Genomic DNA, 15,659 nt, shown 5'->3' with positions numbered 1-15,659 from the left:
TTCGCGAGTTTAACTCTGACTGGACTTAATGCCGGCTCCTGTATCCCCAGGCCTGCGATCGGGAAACACTGTTTCGATTTCAATACCTCGAATGTATTTTGGCACGATTAGACCAAGTTAAACCAAGCAATCAGGTATTAGTCATTTAGTCAAGATGATTATTTCGGCCTTCTGGCAACTGCACCAGACGACCACCGGGACGTTCTTAATTGCTCAAACCCTTGCTTATTCTTCCTTCGTGCGATCGGCTCTTTGCTTCTGCTGTAAACTTGGGATAGTAAATCATGCAGGAGAAATTTATGCCCTCGGGAAACCAAGACTTGCCCAAGACTCAAACACCCAACAGTCCAAAGTTACCAATTCCCTCAGATATTTTATTGAGCTTAGTCGCCTTACCCATGCTGGGCGGTTTGCTCGCTGCCTCTGCTGCTGCTGAGTTTGTGGCGTCTGTCGGCATTGAAAGCGAAGAACTCTTTCGGGGTTCGCGCCTCCCGGTGCTGAACTTTCCCCGAAAGCAGGACTAGAAAGCCCGAGGGTAGCTGGCAGCTAAATTTTTCCCAAAAGCCTTGACAATCGGTCAAACTTGTGGTTAATAGATTTGTTTTTCCTTGTATCTTATATAGCGGTTCTCCAGCGCTGTGAAGTACGCACAAGCGTCCCGTGTCCCTTGCCAGATCGCCATCGCCCGATCGAAGAAGAGCACCTGACGTTAACGACAAACGCTAGTGTCTTAGTGCCTTCTGGATCAGTACCTCGACACCAGATTAGTTTCAAAACATCAGGGAAGGCCTTGCCGGCGATCCAAACCCCGATCGCCAGACATGATCGGCAATTGCAAATGGCAAATTGTATAAGTTGTCTCAGATTTGACTGCAAATAAAAATATTTTAGGCGAAACTAAACCATACAATTTTCTAAACACCCGCAGAAATTGAGGAACAGCCCGATGAGTTCAGTCCTCCAGTCTTCAGAACAGGCTATTGATGCAACATCTATTCCCCATTCAGCCCCTTACTCAAAATCCGACCTGTTTCTGCGAAATCGCCTCAAAGTAGTAGAGGACTTGTGGGAATCGGTGCTGCGACAGGAGTGCGGGCAGGAATTGGTCGATTTGCTCCAACAAATGCGATCGGTCAATTCCGCCGAGGGGCAAGCCGCTCACTTTCGCGAGTCAAATGTCTTACAGCTAATCGAAAAGCTTGACCTCAACGCCGCCATCCGCGCCGCTCGGGCTTTTGCGCTGTATTTTCAGTTGATCAACATTGTCGAACAGCATTACGAACAGCGAGACCAACAGCTAGCTTACTCTAGCAGCAACGAGTCTGGGGGGCGGATGTTTTCTAAGCTGCCGGGAAAAGCCAAGGATGCGCCCGATCGTCCGCAGCACAGGGAAGGCCCCGCCCAAACCGCTCCTCGCAGTGCAGACAGCAGCGAGGCGGTATCACAAGACGCCGGAACATTTCACCAATTGTTCCCGATGCTACAGCGCTTGAACGTGCCGAGCCAGCAAATCCAGCGCTTGATCGATCAGTTAGACATCCGCTTGGTATTTACCGCTCACCCGACGGAAATTGTCCGCAACACGATCCGCACCAAGCAGCGGCGAATGGCGAAAATTCTCCAACAACTCGACCAACTTGACGAGAAATTTCAGGCACTCGATACCGACTCTCAAAGCCCCTATCCGGTTTCTTGCTGGGAAGCGGCGGCTCTCCAAGAGCAACTGATGGAAGAAATTCGCCTCTGGTGGCGCACTGACGAGCTGCACCAATTCAAACCGACTGTACTCGACGAGGTGGAGTACACTCTCCACTACTTCGACGAAGTATTGTTTGATGCGATTCCCGAACTATACCACCGCTTAAAGCAAGCGCTGCACGCTTCTTATCCTTACCTGAAACCGCCTAGTTACAATTTTTGCAAGTTCGGTTCTTGGGTGGGTTCCGACAGGGATGGCAATCCTTCTGTCACCCCGAAAGTTACTTGGCAAACTGCTTGCTATCAACGCCATTTAGTGCTGTGCAAGTACATCAATGCGGTGAAGCGGTTAAACGAGCTTTTGAGTTTGTCGCTGCACTGGAGCGACGTATTGCCAGAATTGCTCGAATCTCTCGATCGCGACAAATCGGAATTTCCCGATGTTTACGAACAGTGGGCGATCCGCTACCGCCAAGAACCTTATCGGTTGAAACTCGCCTACGTGCTCCAGCGGCTGGAAAATACGCGCGATCGCAATTGGCGTCTCTACAAAGGAGACGAGTTGCAACGGGAACGCGAAGCTTTGTCAGAACATCCCGGAATGACCGGCCTTTATCGATCGGGCGGTGAGTTTTTGGCAGAATTGCAGCTGATCGAGCGCAATTTAGTCGAAACAGGCTTGAGCTGTCGGGACTTAGAAAATCTACTCTGTCAAGTAGAAATTTACGGATTTAACTTGGCTTACCTAGATATCCGCCAAGAGTCAACAGTACACTCCGACGCTTTGAGCGAAATAGCAGAATACTTGCAAATCTTGCCCAAACCTTACAACCAACTGTCGGAATCCGAGCGAACTATTTGGCTCGCCACCGAACTGCAAACCCGCCGCCCCTTAATTCCAGCAGAATTGCCCTTTTCTCCCAAAACTTGCGAGACGATTAATACCTTCCGAGTATTGCGGCAAATGCAGCAGGAGTTTGGTTCGGAAATTTGCGAAACTTACATCATCAGCATGAGCCACGATGTCAGCGATTTGCTGGCGGTTTTGCTGTTAGCAAAAGAATCGGGACTGTACGATCCGGCGACAGGAGTTAGCAGCATTCAAGTAGTTCCCCTGTTTGAAACAGTGGAAGATTTGAAAAAAGCGCCGGAAGTAATGCAGCAAGTATTTGAACTACCGCTTTATCAGGCTTTGCTAACAGGAGGATACGCGCAGGAAGTAGCAGAAAAAAGCGAAGAAAAGCTGGAAAGAACCATCCAAAACGTCAAATTGCAAGAGGTAATGCTGGGCTATTCCGACAGCAATAAAGATTCCGGTTTCCTCAGCAGCAATTGGGAAATTCACAAAGCTCAAAAGGCTTTGCAAATGGTTGCGGAAAAGTACAATGTAGAGTTGCGAATTTTTCACGGCAGGGGCGGCTCCGTAGGGCGCGGCGGCGGGCCTGCTTACAAGGCGATTTTGGCTCAGCCCGGAAAGAGTATCAATGGGCGAATCAAGATTACCGAACAAGGCGAGGTTTTGGCTTCAAAATATTCTTTGCCGGAGTTGGCGCTGTACAATTTGGAAACTGTGGCGGCGGCGGTAATTCAAGCTAGTTTGCTGCACACCGGTTTCGATGGCATCGACCCTTGGAATGAGATTATGGAGGAGTTGTCGGTGAAATCGCGATCGCACTACCGCCATTTAATCTACGAACAGCCGGATTTAGTCGATTTTTTCCACCACGTTACCCCGATTCAAGAAATCAGTCAGTTGCAAATTAGTTCTCGCCCGGCCCGCCGCGGTGGCAAAAAAGACATCAGCGGTTTGCGGGCAATTCCTTGGGTGTTTAGCTGGACTCAAAGCCGATTTTTGCTGCCTTCTTGGTACGGTGTCGGCACAGCTTTGCAAGAGTTTTTACTGGAAGAACCGGAAGAACATTTAAAACTATTGCAGTATTTCTACTTGAAATGGCCGTTTTTTAGAACGGTAATTTCTAAGGTGGAAATGACTTTATCTAAGGTGGATTTGCAGATTGCAGAACACTACGTGCGGGAGTTGGCTTTGCCGGCGGACAAGGAGCGTTTCAAGGCTTTATACGAGCAAATTGCTGCGGAATTTCACTTGATTCGGGATTTGGTTTTAACTATTACCGGACACCAGCGTTTGTTGGACGGAGATCCGTCGTTGCAGCGATCGGTGCAGTTGCGAAATGCGACGATTGTGCCTTTGGGTTTGTTGCAGGTTTCGCTGCTAAAACGCTTGCGGCAGCACGGTACTGGCAGGGTTCCGGGGGTGATTCACTCGCGTTACAGCAAGGGTGAACTGTTGCGGGGAGCTCTGCTGACAATTAACGGTATTGCTGCGGGGATGCGGAATACGGGCTAGGGAAATATTGGGAGTTTTGAATTAGTAGCAGGGTGTGCATTGTACACCCTGCTACTGGTAGTTTCTGAATTCGCGCGATCGCCCGTTGTAGTCACAGCCAGAGAAAACCGTTCGCTATCCTACTAGCTGAGATTTTTTTATGTCTAAACGCCAACAGTCTCAAGGCTGTCGCCCGATGCTGCGCCGCACTTTTTTATTTTTAACGGGCATAGCTTTGGCGCGGGTGTTGGCTGACTATTTTGCGATCGCCCAAAACCGAGATAGTTTCTTGACTCTCGCGGGTAAACTGTGGCAAAAGTCCCTCGCTTTTTTATCAAAAAAACAATCCGATGGAACTCCTCAACCTCTGCCAAATAATCCATTAGTAAAATCAGGAAAAACTCCTCAACTTCTGCCAAACAATCCCATCGTAAAATCCCCTAAAACTCCTCAACCAAACGTCACAAATTCTCCGGTTGTCCAGTCTCAAAATCCAATTATCAGACGTTCTGCAAAGCAAGCAAAACCCGTAGAAGTCAAAAGTCAAACTGTAGCTGACGCAAGTTTTTATCTCACAACTATTGACCTAGCAGACCCCGAAATTTATATTACAATTGGGTTGGCTAATAATGCTGCTTTAGCAAATAATTCTAAATTAACTGCGGGTGACGAACCTTTTGAAAATATGGTGGAGCGTTACCAAGCTGCTGTTGTTGCTAACGGTACTTTTTTTGGTAAAGATGAGCAGAAATCTGTGTTGGGAAATATGGTGTCGGCGGGTAAGTTTCTCAAATACAGTCGCTGGGAAAATTACGGCACGACTTTGGGAATTAAAGCGGGAAATCAATTGGAAATGGTGACGGCTAGAATCGAAGGTAAGCCGGATTGGAGTCAACATTGGTTTTCTTTGACTTGCGGGCCGAGATTGGTGAAAGGGGGGAAAGTTTGGTTGTCTCCTTTGTCGGAAGGTTTTAAGGATTCTCATGTTTTGGGCGTGGGTTCGAGAACGGCGATCGGATTTCCGGCTTCGAGAGATAAGTTATTTTTGGTAACTTTTCTTGACAGTTTGTCTTTGGAAGCAGAAGCTAAAGTTATGTTGGCGATCGGCTGTTTTGAAGCGATGAATTTGGACGGGGGCGCTTCGGTGGGTTTGGCTCATCAAGGACAGATTTTATTGCCTGCTGGACGGAATTTGACGAATGTGCTGGTGATTTACGATAAGGAATACCCGGCTCCTGCAACATTAAAACAATCTTGGGAACGCTTTCAAAAGGTATCTCGACCAACGCCCGACAAATCAGTATTTTTCGATTGAATTCCCAATTGCTATAATATGACATCAGCTTTTGCAGGTAAAGATTATGACAGCAACAAGAGAAAAAATCTGGACAGTAGAAGAATATCACCGCATGATTGAAGCTGGCATTCTCAATGAGGATGATAACATTGAACTGCTAGATGGGAGAATTGTTGAAATGAGTCCTCAAACACCAATCCATGCTGGTACAACCCAGCGCAGCGATCGATATCTACAACACCTGCTAAGAGATTTAGCAGAAATTCGCGTGCAGTTGCCAATTACTTTGGCAACTTCGGAACCGGAACCAGATATAGCTGTTGTTTGTATCGATCCGGGCGGTTATGGCGACCATCACCCAAATCAAGCAGAAATCTTGCTGTTAATTGAGGTTTCCTACTCAACATTACAAATTGACCGCCGGGAAAAAGCCCTGATTTACGCTAGAGCAAATATTGCTGAATATTGGATTTTAGATGTAGGGGCGCGCCAAGCATATATTTATCGAAATCCTGCACCGGGAGGCTATGAATCTGAGATAGTTGTTGCAGATAATGCTGTGATGAGAATGCTAGCTTTTCCTGAGATTGAAATAAATTTTTCAGAACTGTTTTTGCCTGTTTAGTTTTTGTTTTAAATTTAACCGCTGATGGAAGCAGATAAGCGCCGATGAACGCAGATAAAGATTTGGAAGCAAGAAGAAGTTGGTATTCTGCGGCGGCGGCAGCTTACAATCGAGTTAGACCTCGGTATCCGGTGGATTTGATTGAAAGTGCGATCGCATTAGCTCAGCTTGGGCCCAAAGCAAAGATTCTGGAAATAGGATGCGGCCCGGGAATTGCTACTGTAGAATTTGCTAGGCGAGGCTTTTCAATGGTTTGTGTTGAACCGAACTTAGAAATGTGTCACTTGGCGCAGCAAAATTGCGCTGAGTATTCAAATGTTGAAATTCAAAATACTAGCTTTGAAGAATGGGATTTGCAAGCTAACAGTTTTGATGTAGTTTTAGCAGCAACTTCATTTCACTGGATACCTGCGGAGATTGCTTGCCCAAAAGCGGCTGATGCTTTGCGAGACAATTGCCCTTTAATTTTGTTGTGGAATGTAGTGCCTGCGCCGAGGTATGAGGTGTTTCAAGTATTAGAGGAAGTGTATAGAAATTGTGTTATATCTATGGCAAATTATCAAAGTATAGAACAGGATAAATTAAATATACAAGCAATTCACCAAACAGTCATTGATTCTGGTCGTTTTCACAAAGTAATTTCTGATGAGTTGGTGTATAATATAACTTACAATACTGATGATTATCTCATGCTTCTGAGTACGCTTTCTCCTTATATAGCGCTGGAGCCGGAAGCGAGAAATGCTTTGTTTGCTCTTTTGAGAGCAAAGATAGAGCAGAAGTTGGGAGGATCTCTCGATCTTGAACATTTGTGTAGTTTTGAGATTATGGAAAAGACGGTTGAGGACGAATGAGTTAAGGAGTTTTGGTGTTCCTGAGCCTTAGTGCTGGAGTTATTGAGCAAGGTATGGTGGATAACTCCTATGTTCCTTACGGGGAGTTTTCCCACTCGGCGGTAAGCTTGCGGAAATTGTATTTAGATGCACCGGGATGACAAGTAACGCAACTGCTGATATTTGCTGGTTGCGGCAGCTTGACTTTGGGGTGCAAAGCTTTGAAATAGCGAGAGTTGGCGGCTCTGTACGGGAGGTCTTCGTCTTTGGGTTGGGGACGCGAAAAAGTTTGCAGGTAGTTCCACACTAGGAGGCGGGGCGGGTCTACTAGCAGTTTGAGGGTTTGTCCGTAGTGTTCGGGGTCTTGTAGCAAGCGGCGCCAGGTTTCTGTTGGCAATACTTGGGGCGGTAAACCGATGTGACAGGTGGCGCAGTTTTCGAGGTAGAGTTGCTGTCCGAGTTGGTAGCGATCGGGAATGCGATCGACAGTGCCGATATCTTCCGCTGTAGAAATTTGAGCTAGGAGCGCTGGAGTGGGAGAGCTGACAGTCTGTGCTGCAACCCATCCACCTCCGGTACAACAGACAATTATCAACAACAGCAACGTTGAGTAAAGCCTCCGCCAGCCACGAGAGCGACGCTTGGGGCGAATTTTGTGGTTCATTGTGTTTTATGGCTTCAGGCTGCTACTTTTTGCGGTCTGGAGGCGGTTTTTTCGCGGCCCGCACGGACTCAATTTTTTGCCTAAACTACGGGTATGGTGATGCCTTCGCGGGCCAAGCAGCTATCGCTGAAAACTGATTGTACCTCTGCTTCGACACGATCGAGAAAATTGTCGTCGTGACTCGGATCGTGGTGAAACATCACGATCTTTTTGACTCGCGCAGCTTTTGCTATTTCTACTCCGGCTTGCCAAGTCGAGTGTCCCCAGCCGACTTTAGGGTTTTTGAAGTCGTAATACTCTTCGTTGGTGTAGTTGGCATCGTAAATCAGCACGTCGGCGTCGCGAGCTAGGTGTACTACATTCTCGTCGAGCCGATCGGGAAAATGCTCTGTATCGGTGCAGTAGACAGCCGTGTGTCCCTGCCAAGTAACTCGATATCCGATCGCAGTATTGGGGTGATTGAGCAGTGCTGTTTCTATTTTCACATCGTCGTCGAGTTCGATCGTATCCCCTGGCGTCAAATCGTTAAATTTGAGGTCTGACTGCATCACCTGGATGGGAACTGGAAAATTGGGGTGGTGCATTTGGTCGGCAAGACGCTGTTTGATTGTAGTGCCGTTGGGGGCGATCGCCCCGTAAATGTGAAAGCAGTTCCCCGGAATAAAAGCTGGAGTAAAAAACGGGAAGCCTTGAATGTGATCCCAGTGAGTGTGACTGAAAAACATATAAGCTTCGACCGGCATTTTTCGCAGCAGATTCAGGCCCAGAACTCGCAGACCGGTGCCGCCGTCAAAAATCAGGTGTTTTTTGCCCAAGCGCATTTCTACGCAAGAGGTATTGCCTCCGTAGCGAATTGTTTTGGTGCCGGGGGTGGCGATGCTGCCCCGCACGCCCCAAAACTGAACGACAAACTCGGTCAAAGGACTGTTTGAGCTAGTGGCTTTGCTATCTGAAGACTGTGAATTTGCTTGAGAGGGTGGGGAATCTGACATCTTTTTTAGGTTTGAGCGCAGGAACTTGGCAATTGAGATTTTAGTTTTTAGTTTTTAGTTTTTAGTTTTTCGCTATCTGTAGTATGAAAAGCTCGATACCGAAACCAGCCGAGTAAAATTTCCTCAAACAACGTAGAATGCGCTCGCCCGCTTGCTTAGAATTTGCTATCGATCTTACTCTATGAGTAGTAATTTTTTCAACATTGTAGCAGGCGGGGGTTTTTGGGGAATCCCCTGCCTGCTCGGAATTCCCGACTGTTTGATGTTCTAGCCAACCGTTCCTCTACTGCATTACTTAGACGTGCAGCCGTCGCCTTAAGTTCGGCTTGCTGAATTTTGAGTCTGCTTGCAGTCGAGGAGTGGGGGCTAGGGGTTTATTTGCCCGGAGCACCGAAGGAGAAAGCTTTAATGCGTGCTTTCCCCGGTCGCTTGCTTGTAGAATAGGCGAGCCGAGAGAGCACTCAAACAAAAAAATGCTTTTTACTGGCGCGGAGGATGCTGCTTATTTACGATCGGCTGCGATGCACTTTTCGACTAACGGCATTACGAGCTCTACATCTTGCCAACCCAGAATTTCTGTGACTTTTTTCTCCAAATTTTTGTAGGTCTTAAAAAATTCGGCTATTTCGTCCAAGCGGTGGGGGGCTACGTCTTTGAGGGACTTATAGTGAGCGTAGCGGGGGTCTTTGTCGGGAACGCAAAGCAGTTTTTCGTCCCTGTCGCCGCCGTCGATCATTTCCAGCATTCCGATCGGACGAGCGGCAATAATGCACCCTGGAAATGTAGGTTCGTCCATCATCACCATGCCGTCGAGGGGGTCGCCGTCGTCGGCTAAGGTGTTGGGTATGAAGCCGTAGTCGCAGGGATACTGGACTGAGGAAGAGAGCACCCGATCGAGTGCAAAGGCTTGCAACTCTTTATCAAATTCGTACTTGTTTTTGCTACCGGCTGTGATTTCGATCAGGACGTTGAGCAGTCCTGGTTTTGGCTGTGCCGGAATTAGCGATAGATCCACAATAATATCTCCAAGTTAACAGACGATCGGGGATGACGGCTATTTGCACTCATCCCTTTGATAGCATTTTACGGGCGATCGGGATCGATGCTGCATGAGATTGAGACAAGGCCGGGACGGGCCCGACGCCCATCCCACTGAAGATATAGCGGACGGGCCCGACGCCCATCCCACAGTTTGACAGGGGAATGGTTGGTTTGGGCGATCGGCAGATATTTTCAAATCGATATATTCTGTTTACCGTCTGTCAAAGTTCTTTTCATTTTCAATCCCAACCATTCCCTAAGTTCTGCTGCTAACCATTTGATTTCTGATTCACTTAGTCCCTGCTTCAATCCTAGTCGATATTTTTGATTGCCAGCTTGAATAATCATCTGAGAAACTTTGTCTCCAATTTCTTCAATTTCCAATTGGCAAATTTCCTGTCTGGGGACTGGTATGGAATAATTCCATTTTAACCCTAGCAGATGGCTGGTATAGGAGATTTGCTGGCGATCGATTCTCAGACGCAATTTCCGGAATATTGCAAACAGAAAAATGACTCCTACCGCACCTAAAAAAAAACTTCCTGATCTGAGAGTAAATTGGTCATTTATCTCTGAATTATATGTGGAAATATATATGGAAAAAACACCAGGCAATAAGACAATACTCGCAGGTACTGCGGCAGAAAGCAGGGCAATTAAACCCAAACCGATTCCTTGTGGCGGAATTACAATTTCTATAAACTCCGAATTTTTTGTTAGTTTAATATCGCTGCCTGGTGGCGGCTGCACCACCATAGGACTTTTGTGGATAGGGCGGGGATTTTTGAGCGATCGCAATGCTTCCCCAGCCGAAGATAAACGTTTGTCCAGACTCGGTTCTGTCATCCACTCCAGCCAATCGATTAAATTAGGATTGAGATGCGCTGCGCGATCGGCAAATTGAATTTTCAAATCCTGCTGCGACAGTTCAGTAGGATGCAAACCCGTTACCAAATAAATTAAAGTTGCACCTAAACCGTACAAGTCAGAAGCCGGAACGGATCGCCCGCCAAATTGTTCCGGCGCCATATATCCGTAGGTTCCCACTACTGTAATTGTGCCTCCAAATTTGGCAGCTTGGTTCTGCACCGAACCGAAATCAACTAAATAAACTTGTCCCACCGAGTTGCCCGATCTGCTGTGCAGTAAAATATTACTGGGTTTAATGTCGCGGTGAATAACAGGCGGATTTTGCTCGTGCAAATAACTCAAAATTTCTAACAGCGATTTAGCTAATTCTTTCACCTCGCTTTCGCTAAAAGTACGCCCCGATCGCAAATGCTCTTGCAAAGTTTTCCCTCTACATAAGTCTGTACCAGCGCAAAGCTTTTACTGTTTAGTTCGTCAATTTCCAGGTAATCGAGGTAGCGAGCAATTGCTGGGTGAGAAAGTGCTTTTAAAGTTTCCGCTTCCCGTTCAAATAGCTTCAGGTCTTGCCATTCAAAATCGCTGCCGAGGAATAGCTGTTTGATGACAACTAATTCTTGAGTTTGCAAATCACGAGCCAGCAGCGTTTGGCGACCAGTTTGTTTTCCTAGTTGTCGCTGCACTTCGTAGCGTTCTGCTAATACTTTCGTACTCATATTTTTTGACCTTAATCTTAACCTCAACCCAACTTTTAATCTAAAATAAAATGTTGGGTTGAGCGATAGCGAAACCCAACCTACTTTATATAAATTTTAGATTACAGTCCGCTTTCTATTTGATACCACCGGGCAATAGACTTGCTACTTGCCCCCATTGACAGTCCTGCAATCAGCGACGGTGCAAACAGGAAGATAATATCCCTATGAATATTGGGGCTCGGCGAAACATTGATTATCCCCTCTATAATCGCATTCCCGATCAAAAAGAAGACGATGCTTGTCCAGGTACAGAGTACGATACTAATTGCAGTTAAAACCTGTCGGTGAAGTTTGGGATTAGTTAGGGGAAAAAACCACAAGCGCGTGACGATTCCTACGATTATTCCGTTCCCCAACCCCAGCAGCAAGCCGAGAAAAAGACCGATAAATACTCCGAAAATTGTCCCCAGTACCGGAATAATAAAGGCGCTGTAAATTGCGGCACAAACTCCTACAGCTAGGGTTCCCATCTCAGTGCTGCGCTCGATCGCATTCCCGAACAATTTGCCGGTACTCACAGTTTTTCCCTGTTTCAAAGGCAGGGAATATCGATCGATTTGCTGCGGTTTTTCTAGAACTTCTTTGGCAATCTGAACTGAGGCGGGACGGCGATCTAAACTCGGATGCGTCATCCACTTCAGCCAATTGGTAAAACCTGGACTCAGTTGGCCCAATTGCTCGAATTCAATCTGCAAATCTTGTTGCGGCAAATCGGCAGGATGCTGCTTGGTAATTAAGGCGATTAATGTTGCTCCCAAGCTGTACAAATCGGAAGCGGGAACCGCCCTGCCGCCAAATTGTTCTGGCGGCATATAGCCGTAGGTTCCGACAACGGTGACTGTTTTTCCCTGTTGCGTGGCTAGGGTTTGAACTGCACCGAAATCGACTAGGTAAACTTCGCCGACGCTGTTTCCCGATCGATTTTTGAGCAAGATATTGCTGGGTTTAATGTCGCGGTGAATCACCGGAGGCTGTCGCTGGTGCAGGTAGGCGAGGATGTTTAGTAATGCTGTGGCTAATTGTTTGACTTCGCTTTCGCTGAAGGTGCGCCCGTCTGAAAGATATTCTTGTAGGGATTTGGCTGCGATGTAAGTCTGAACTAAGGCGAATCCTTTGCGGCTGGGAGTGTCGATTTCAAAGGAGTCTAGATATTGGGGAATTGCGGGATGGGATAGAGATTTTAAGGTTTCGACTTCTCGCTGGAACAGTTTTAAGTCTTCCCAGTTAAAGTCGCTACTGAATGATAGCAGTTTGACGACTACTTGCTGTTGCGTCTTTAAGTCGCGGGCGAGTAAAGTTTGCCGTCCAGCTTGCTTGCCGAGCAGCCGATCGCACTTGTAACGATTTGCTAATATTTCTCCTAACAAATCGCCGATTTTTTGTCCGCTCATGTTCACCTGCCGCTTAAGCGATTAAACCTAGCTTAGCCGACAAAACTCTAATTGTCTGTGGTTGTTGTTTGAGCGATTTATCGTGTTCGTGGGGCGGGGAAAGCGAGATGATTGGTTTAGGCCCAGATTGTTGGTAAAACCCGCCTCTACCGATCGGATATGATAGTTTTTTATGCTGACCTATTTAATGCGATCGCGCACTGCCGAAAACGCCCCTGATTTAAACTTGAATTTAACGTTGAATTTGCTTGTAAGTTGACTGCACTACATCGAGCAGAGTAAAGATTTGTTGCCATTGGGGAGCGTCAGGATTGTAGCTTTTGGCGCGCTGAGTTTTTAAACTTTGGTGCAACAGATCCAGCAGCGCGTCTGGAGACTCCGAGGAACTCTCATCTTCATCTATTGGGCCGCGGGCTGCCTTTTCTTCGATTGTTTCTTTGATAGTTTGTGCCCTATCTGCGAGGTTCAAAGCTCTGCCCGCCATGTTTTCCGGCATTTTTGGCCGTTCCGACAAAGACTCGCCGGTCAGTTCTTCGAGCAGTTGGCGGACTTGAGCCACCCATCCAAAATCGTTTACTGAAAACGAGTCGGATTTCAACGCTTGTCCCTGCTGTCTTTGCTGAACGCTTTGTAATTTCTGGATCAGGGGAAGAGACTTGAGAGTGATGTTTTCGGGGATTCTGGGGATATCTGACAGCGAGCTGCGAGCAATCTCTAGCAATAGTTGGTAAATTTGATCTACCCACTCAATATCTCCCGGTTGCGAATTCCAATTATCCATAACTGATGCTAGTAGTTTTCTATATGTAAGACTAGAACGTTGACTGTCTGATCAAAGCAAGCTGCTTTTAGGAGCTGCCAACGCTATTAAGACTTTCGCGCCCCCAGTCAAAAACCCGGTTGCTGAGCGGATGTTTTGTCGCCTCCGGCCCAAGTTGTTCTCAGAAACTGGGCAATCCGGCGCAAGTCCTAAGTATTTTTTAAGCTCTTCTGACGGTAGAAGTGCTTTGTTTGTTGCCGCAGGTAGCGCCGCAAGCGGGCATCGGGTTCGATCGAGGCAAGCGAGTTCAAGTCCGCTTATCTAACAATCATACCTGTTGGAGCTGATTTAAAATTGCCCCAACAGGATATTCAGGTTAATTGGTTGGAGGGCGGGCGCAGCGCCGATCGAACTCAGTCGCTGTGCGAACCCGAGTGCTGCTGTTATTTTTCGGTGAGATTCCACACGCCGTCCCAGTTTAGTACGTCAGAAAACCTGTGCTGAAATAACTTACAGCGATCGACGTGCAATTTAGCTGCCTTGTTTTTGGGGTCTACTTCCAGAACGAGGTTAAACTCGCGTTCCGCGTCTCTAAAAGCTTGTTTGGCTTTGGGTTCCAAGGCTTTCTTAAACTCGCTCAGCAGTTTTTTCACCCGATCTAGTCCGAGATTTTCAAATTCCTCCTCTAACATTTCTGCAACTGTCTGGGCCGCCCGACTTTTGATTTTTGCCTGCAATAGCTGCCTGATTTGTGCGGGTTTCAGTCTCTTGATTTTGGGATTTGACGGTTCTAGGATGTCTGCTTCCAAGAGTTTTTTGACTTCACCCTCTTGCAAGGATTGAATTTCCTGTGCTGATAGAGGCCTGATTTTTGCTTGCAGCAGCATTTTTGCTTCGTCTTCGGAAAGGTTTTTGATCCCCTCCAATTTCAGCAGTTGGATTTCTGGCTGCAACAGCACGATCAGTTTGTCTGCTTCCGACAGATTTTTTGGGTCGTACTCTGACATTTTTTTGACTTGATATAACAGTTGCTTCAGTTCGTGTTCCAACTGTTGCTCGACATTGTAGGACAGTTTCTTAATCTCTGTCTCCGGCATTTGCGCGACATTATCTAAGATGTTTTTCACCTCATTTTCTGAGAGTGTTTGAGTGACTGGTGTCTTGTAATATTCGCGGGCATTGTTGTAGTGTTCTACAATTTTTTCCTGTTGTTCTGTCAGGGGTTTGCCAACGGGGGAGCATCCTTCGCGGATGCCGACAAGTTCGTAAACGATTACGGGTTCGCTTTTGCCTTTGACAGTAATAAAGTCGAGTTCTCGCACGTAGAGCCGATCTTTATAATCTTTGTAAGTATTGTCGCTGATAATTAAGTCGGTGCCGTACTGCTTGCTGGCGCCTTCTAGGCGAGAGGCGAGGTTTACGCCGTCTCCGATCGAAGTCAATTCCATGCGTTTGCTCGAACCGATGTTGCCGCTGACAACTTCATCGGAGTGCACGCCCATACCGATACTGATGGGCAATTCACCCTGTGCCGTGCGATCGGCATTGAACTCGTCGAGTTTTGCCCGCATTTTCACGGCGGTTTGCATCGCGCACCAAGCATGATTCTCCAGGGGCGCTGGAGAGCCGAAAACTGCCATCAGAGCGTCGCCGATGTATTTGTCGAGAGTGCCTCCGTACTCGAATACGACATCTACCATGACTTCAAAATATTTGTTGAGCATGACTACCACTTCTTCGGCTTGCAATTTTTCCGTAAGTGTGGTATAGCTGCGAATGTCTGAGAACAGCACCGAAACTTTTTTGCGCTTGCCGCCCAATCCTGTATCTCCTGAAGCTAATAGCGCTTCGGCTACTTCTGGAGTCATGTAACGGTACATCAAGTTTTTGACTTGTTTGGCGCTGCTAATATCTTCCATGACGACTAACGCGCCGTTGACTTTGTTGGGGTCGGTAGCGTCGGTCATTGAGTTGATCGAGAGATTGATACTCTGGGATTGTCCATCGCCGGAGACCAAAACTTGATCCGGGTAATACTGCTGGCGATCCTTTTCGTCTTCTGGCATCAAAGACGCATCGAACCACTTGGCAAAATCCCCTTTTTCTAACTTAATTAACTCGCGCAAACATTGACCTTCGGCTAATGCTGCATAGCTAACGCCCAGGAGTTTTTGGGCACTAGGATTTGTCGCTACTATATTGCCTTTTTTATCTGTAGATATGACGCCGTTAGTCAGGGCGTGCAGCATATCTTTTTGTCTTTGTTCTTGCTGTTTGACTTCGGCAAAAAGTTTAGCGTTTTGCAGCGCCACTCCTGCTTGGATGTTAAACGCTTTCATAAATTCCATGTCGTTGCGATTGAAACTCGCTTTCCACTGTTCGGGGG

Annotated in this window: 13 protein-coding genes; 5 read left to right on the top strand and 8 right to left on the bottom strand. The window is 47.1% G+C overall.

The window, feature by feature from the left end; genetic code table 11:
- Positions 1 to 284: 284 nt before the first annotated feature.
- The 5 genes from IQ270_RS05755 to IQ270_RS05735 all read left to right on the top strand — a co-directional run bounded on the left by IQ270_RS05755 (position 285) and on the right by IQ270_RS05735 (position 6,821).
- Entirely contained in the window at positions 285 to 524 is a 240-nt protein-coding gene (locus IQ270_RS05755; protein ID WP_228056104.1) for a hypothetical protein, read from the top strand.
- A 422-nt stretch (positions 525 to 946) separates the two neighbouring features.
- Positions 947 to 4,066 (top strand): phosphoenolpyruvate carboxylase, encoded by a 3,120-nt coding sequence (gene ppc / locus IQ270_RS05750; RefSeq protein ID WP_193972290.1) that lies wholly within the window; start codon positions 947 to 949, stop codon positions 4,064 to 4,066.
- A 139-nt stretch (positions 4,067 to 4,205) separates the two neighbouring features.
- On the top strand, positions 4,206 to 5,360 hold the full coding sequence (locus tag IQ270_RS05745; RefSeq protein ID WP_193972289.1) for a phosphodiester glycosidase family protein: 1,155 nt from the start codon (positions 4,206 to 4,208) through the stop codon (positions 5,358 to 5,360).
- 46 nt (positions 5,361 to 5,406) lie between these two features.
- Positions 5,407 to 5,967, top strand: a complete 561-nt coding sequence (locus IQ270_RS05740; protein ID WP_193972288.1) for a Uma2 family endonuclease — start codon at positions 5,407 to 5,409, stop codon at positions 5,965 to 5,967.
- Between the two features lie 44 nt (positions 5,968 to 6,011).
- Entirely contained in the window at positions 6,012 to 6,821 is an 810-nt protein-coding gene (locus IQ270_RS05735) for a class I SAM-dependent methyltransferase (protein WP_193972287.1), read from the top strand.
- Positions 6,822 to 6,897: 76 nt separating this feature from the next.
- On the opposite strand, the gene IQ270_RS05730 is transcribed toward IQ270_RS05735, so the two are convergent.
- The 8 genes from IQ270_RS05730 to IQ270_RS05700 all read right to left on the bottom strand — a co-directional run.
- The gene (locus IQ270_RS05730) at positions 6,898 to 7,464 is read right to left on the bottom strand and encodes a diheme cytochrome C (RefSeq protein ID WP_193972286.1); all 567 of its coding nucleotides are present in this window, start codon (positions 7,462 to 7,464) and stop codon (positions 6,898 to 6,900) included.
- Positions 7,465 to 7,544: 80 nt separating this feature from the next.
- Positions 7,545 to 8,456 (bottom strand): MBL fold metallo-hydrolase, encoded by a 912-nt coding sequence (locus tag IQ270_RS05725; RefSeq protein ID WP_193972285.1) that lies wholly within the window; start codon positions 8,454 to 8,456, stop codon positions 7,545 to 7,547.
- A 502-nt stretch (positions 8,457 to 8,958) separates the two neighbouring features.
- Positions 8,959 to 9,471, bottom strand: a complete 513-nt coding sequence (locus tag IQ270_RS05720) for an inorganic diphosphatase (RefSeq protein WP_193972284.1) — start codon at positions 9,469 to 9,471, stop codon at positions 8,959 to 8,961.
- A 218-nt stretch (positions 9,472 to 9,689) separates the two neighbouring features.
- Complete coding sequence (locus IQ270_RS05715) at positions 9,690 to 10,787, bottom strand: protein kinase (RefSeq protein WP_339384341.1); 1,098 nt, start codon at positions 10,785 to 10,787, stop codon at positions 9,690 to 9,692.
- Positions 10,739 to 11,080, bottom strand: coding sequence for a hypothetical protein (locus tag IQ270_RS32235; RefSeq protein WP_339384340.1), 342 nt, complete (start codon positions 11,078 to 11,080; stop codon positions 10,739 to 10,741). Before IQ270_RS32235 ends, IQ270_RS05715 begins: the two co-directional genes overlap by 49 nt.
- Before the next feature lie 101 nt (positions 11,081 to 11,181).
- Positions 11,182 to 12,513 carry a serine/threonine-protein kinase gene (locus IQ270_RS05710; RefSeq protein WP_193972283.1) on the bottom strand — a complete coding sequence of 444 codons (1,332 nt, stop codon included), beginning with the start codon at positions 12,511 to 12,513 and terminating at the stop codon, positions 11,182 to 11,184.
- Between the two features lie 232 nt (positions 12,514 to 12,745).
- Positions 12,746 to 13,294 carry an inorganic pyrophosphatase gene (locus tag IQ270_RS05705; RefSeq protein ID WP_193972282.1) on the bottom strand — a complete coding sequence of 183 codons (549 nt, stop codon included), beginning with the start codon at positions 13,292 to 13,294 and terminating at the stop codon, positions 12,746 to 12,748.
- Positions 13,295 to 13,716: 422 nt separating this feature from the next.
- Positions 13,717 to 15,659: adenylate/guanylate cyclase domain-containing protein (locus IQ270_RS05700; protein WP_193972281.1), on the bottom strand; the 1,943-nt coding region annotated here is incomplete at its 5' end.

It is taken from the genome of Microcoleus sp. LEGE 07076, from assembly GCF_015207455.1.
In the GTDB taxonomy this organism is placed as follows: domain Bacteria; phylum Cyanobacteriota; class Cyanobacteriia; order Cyanobacteriales; family Microcoleaceae; genus Microcoleus.
Note: the sequence above shows the minus strand (reverse complement) of the source record. Positions and strands in the feature narration are given on the sequence as shown.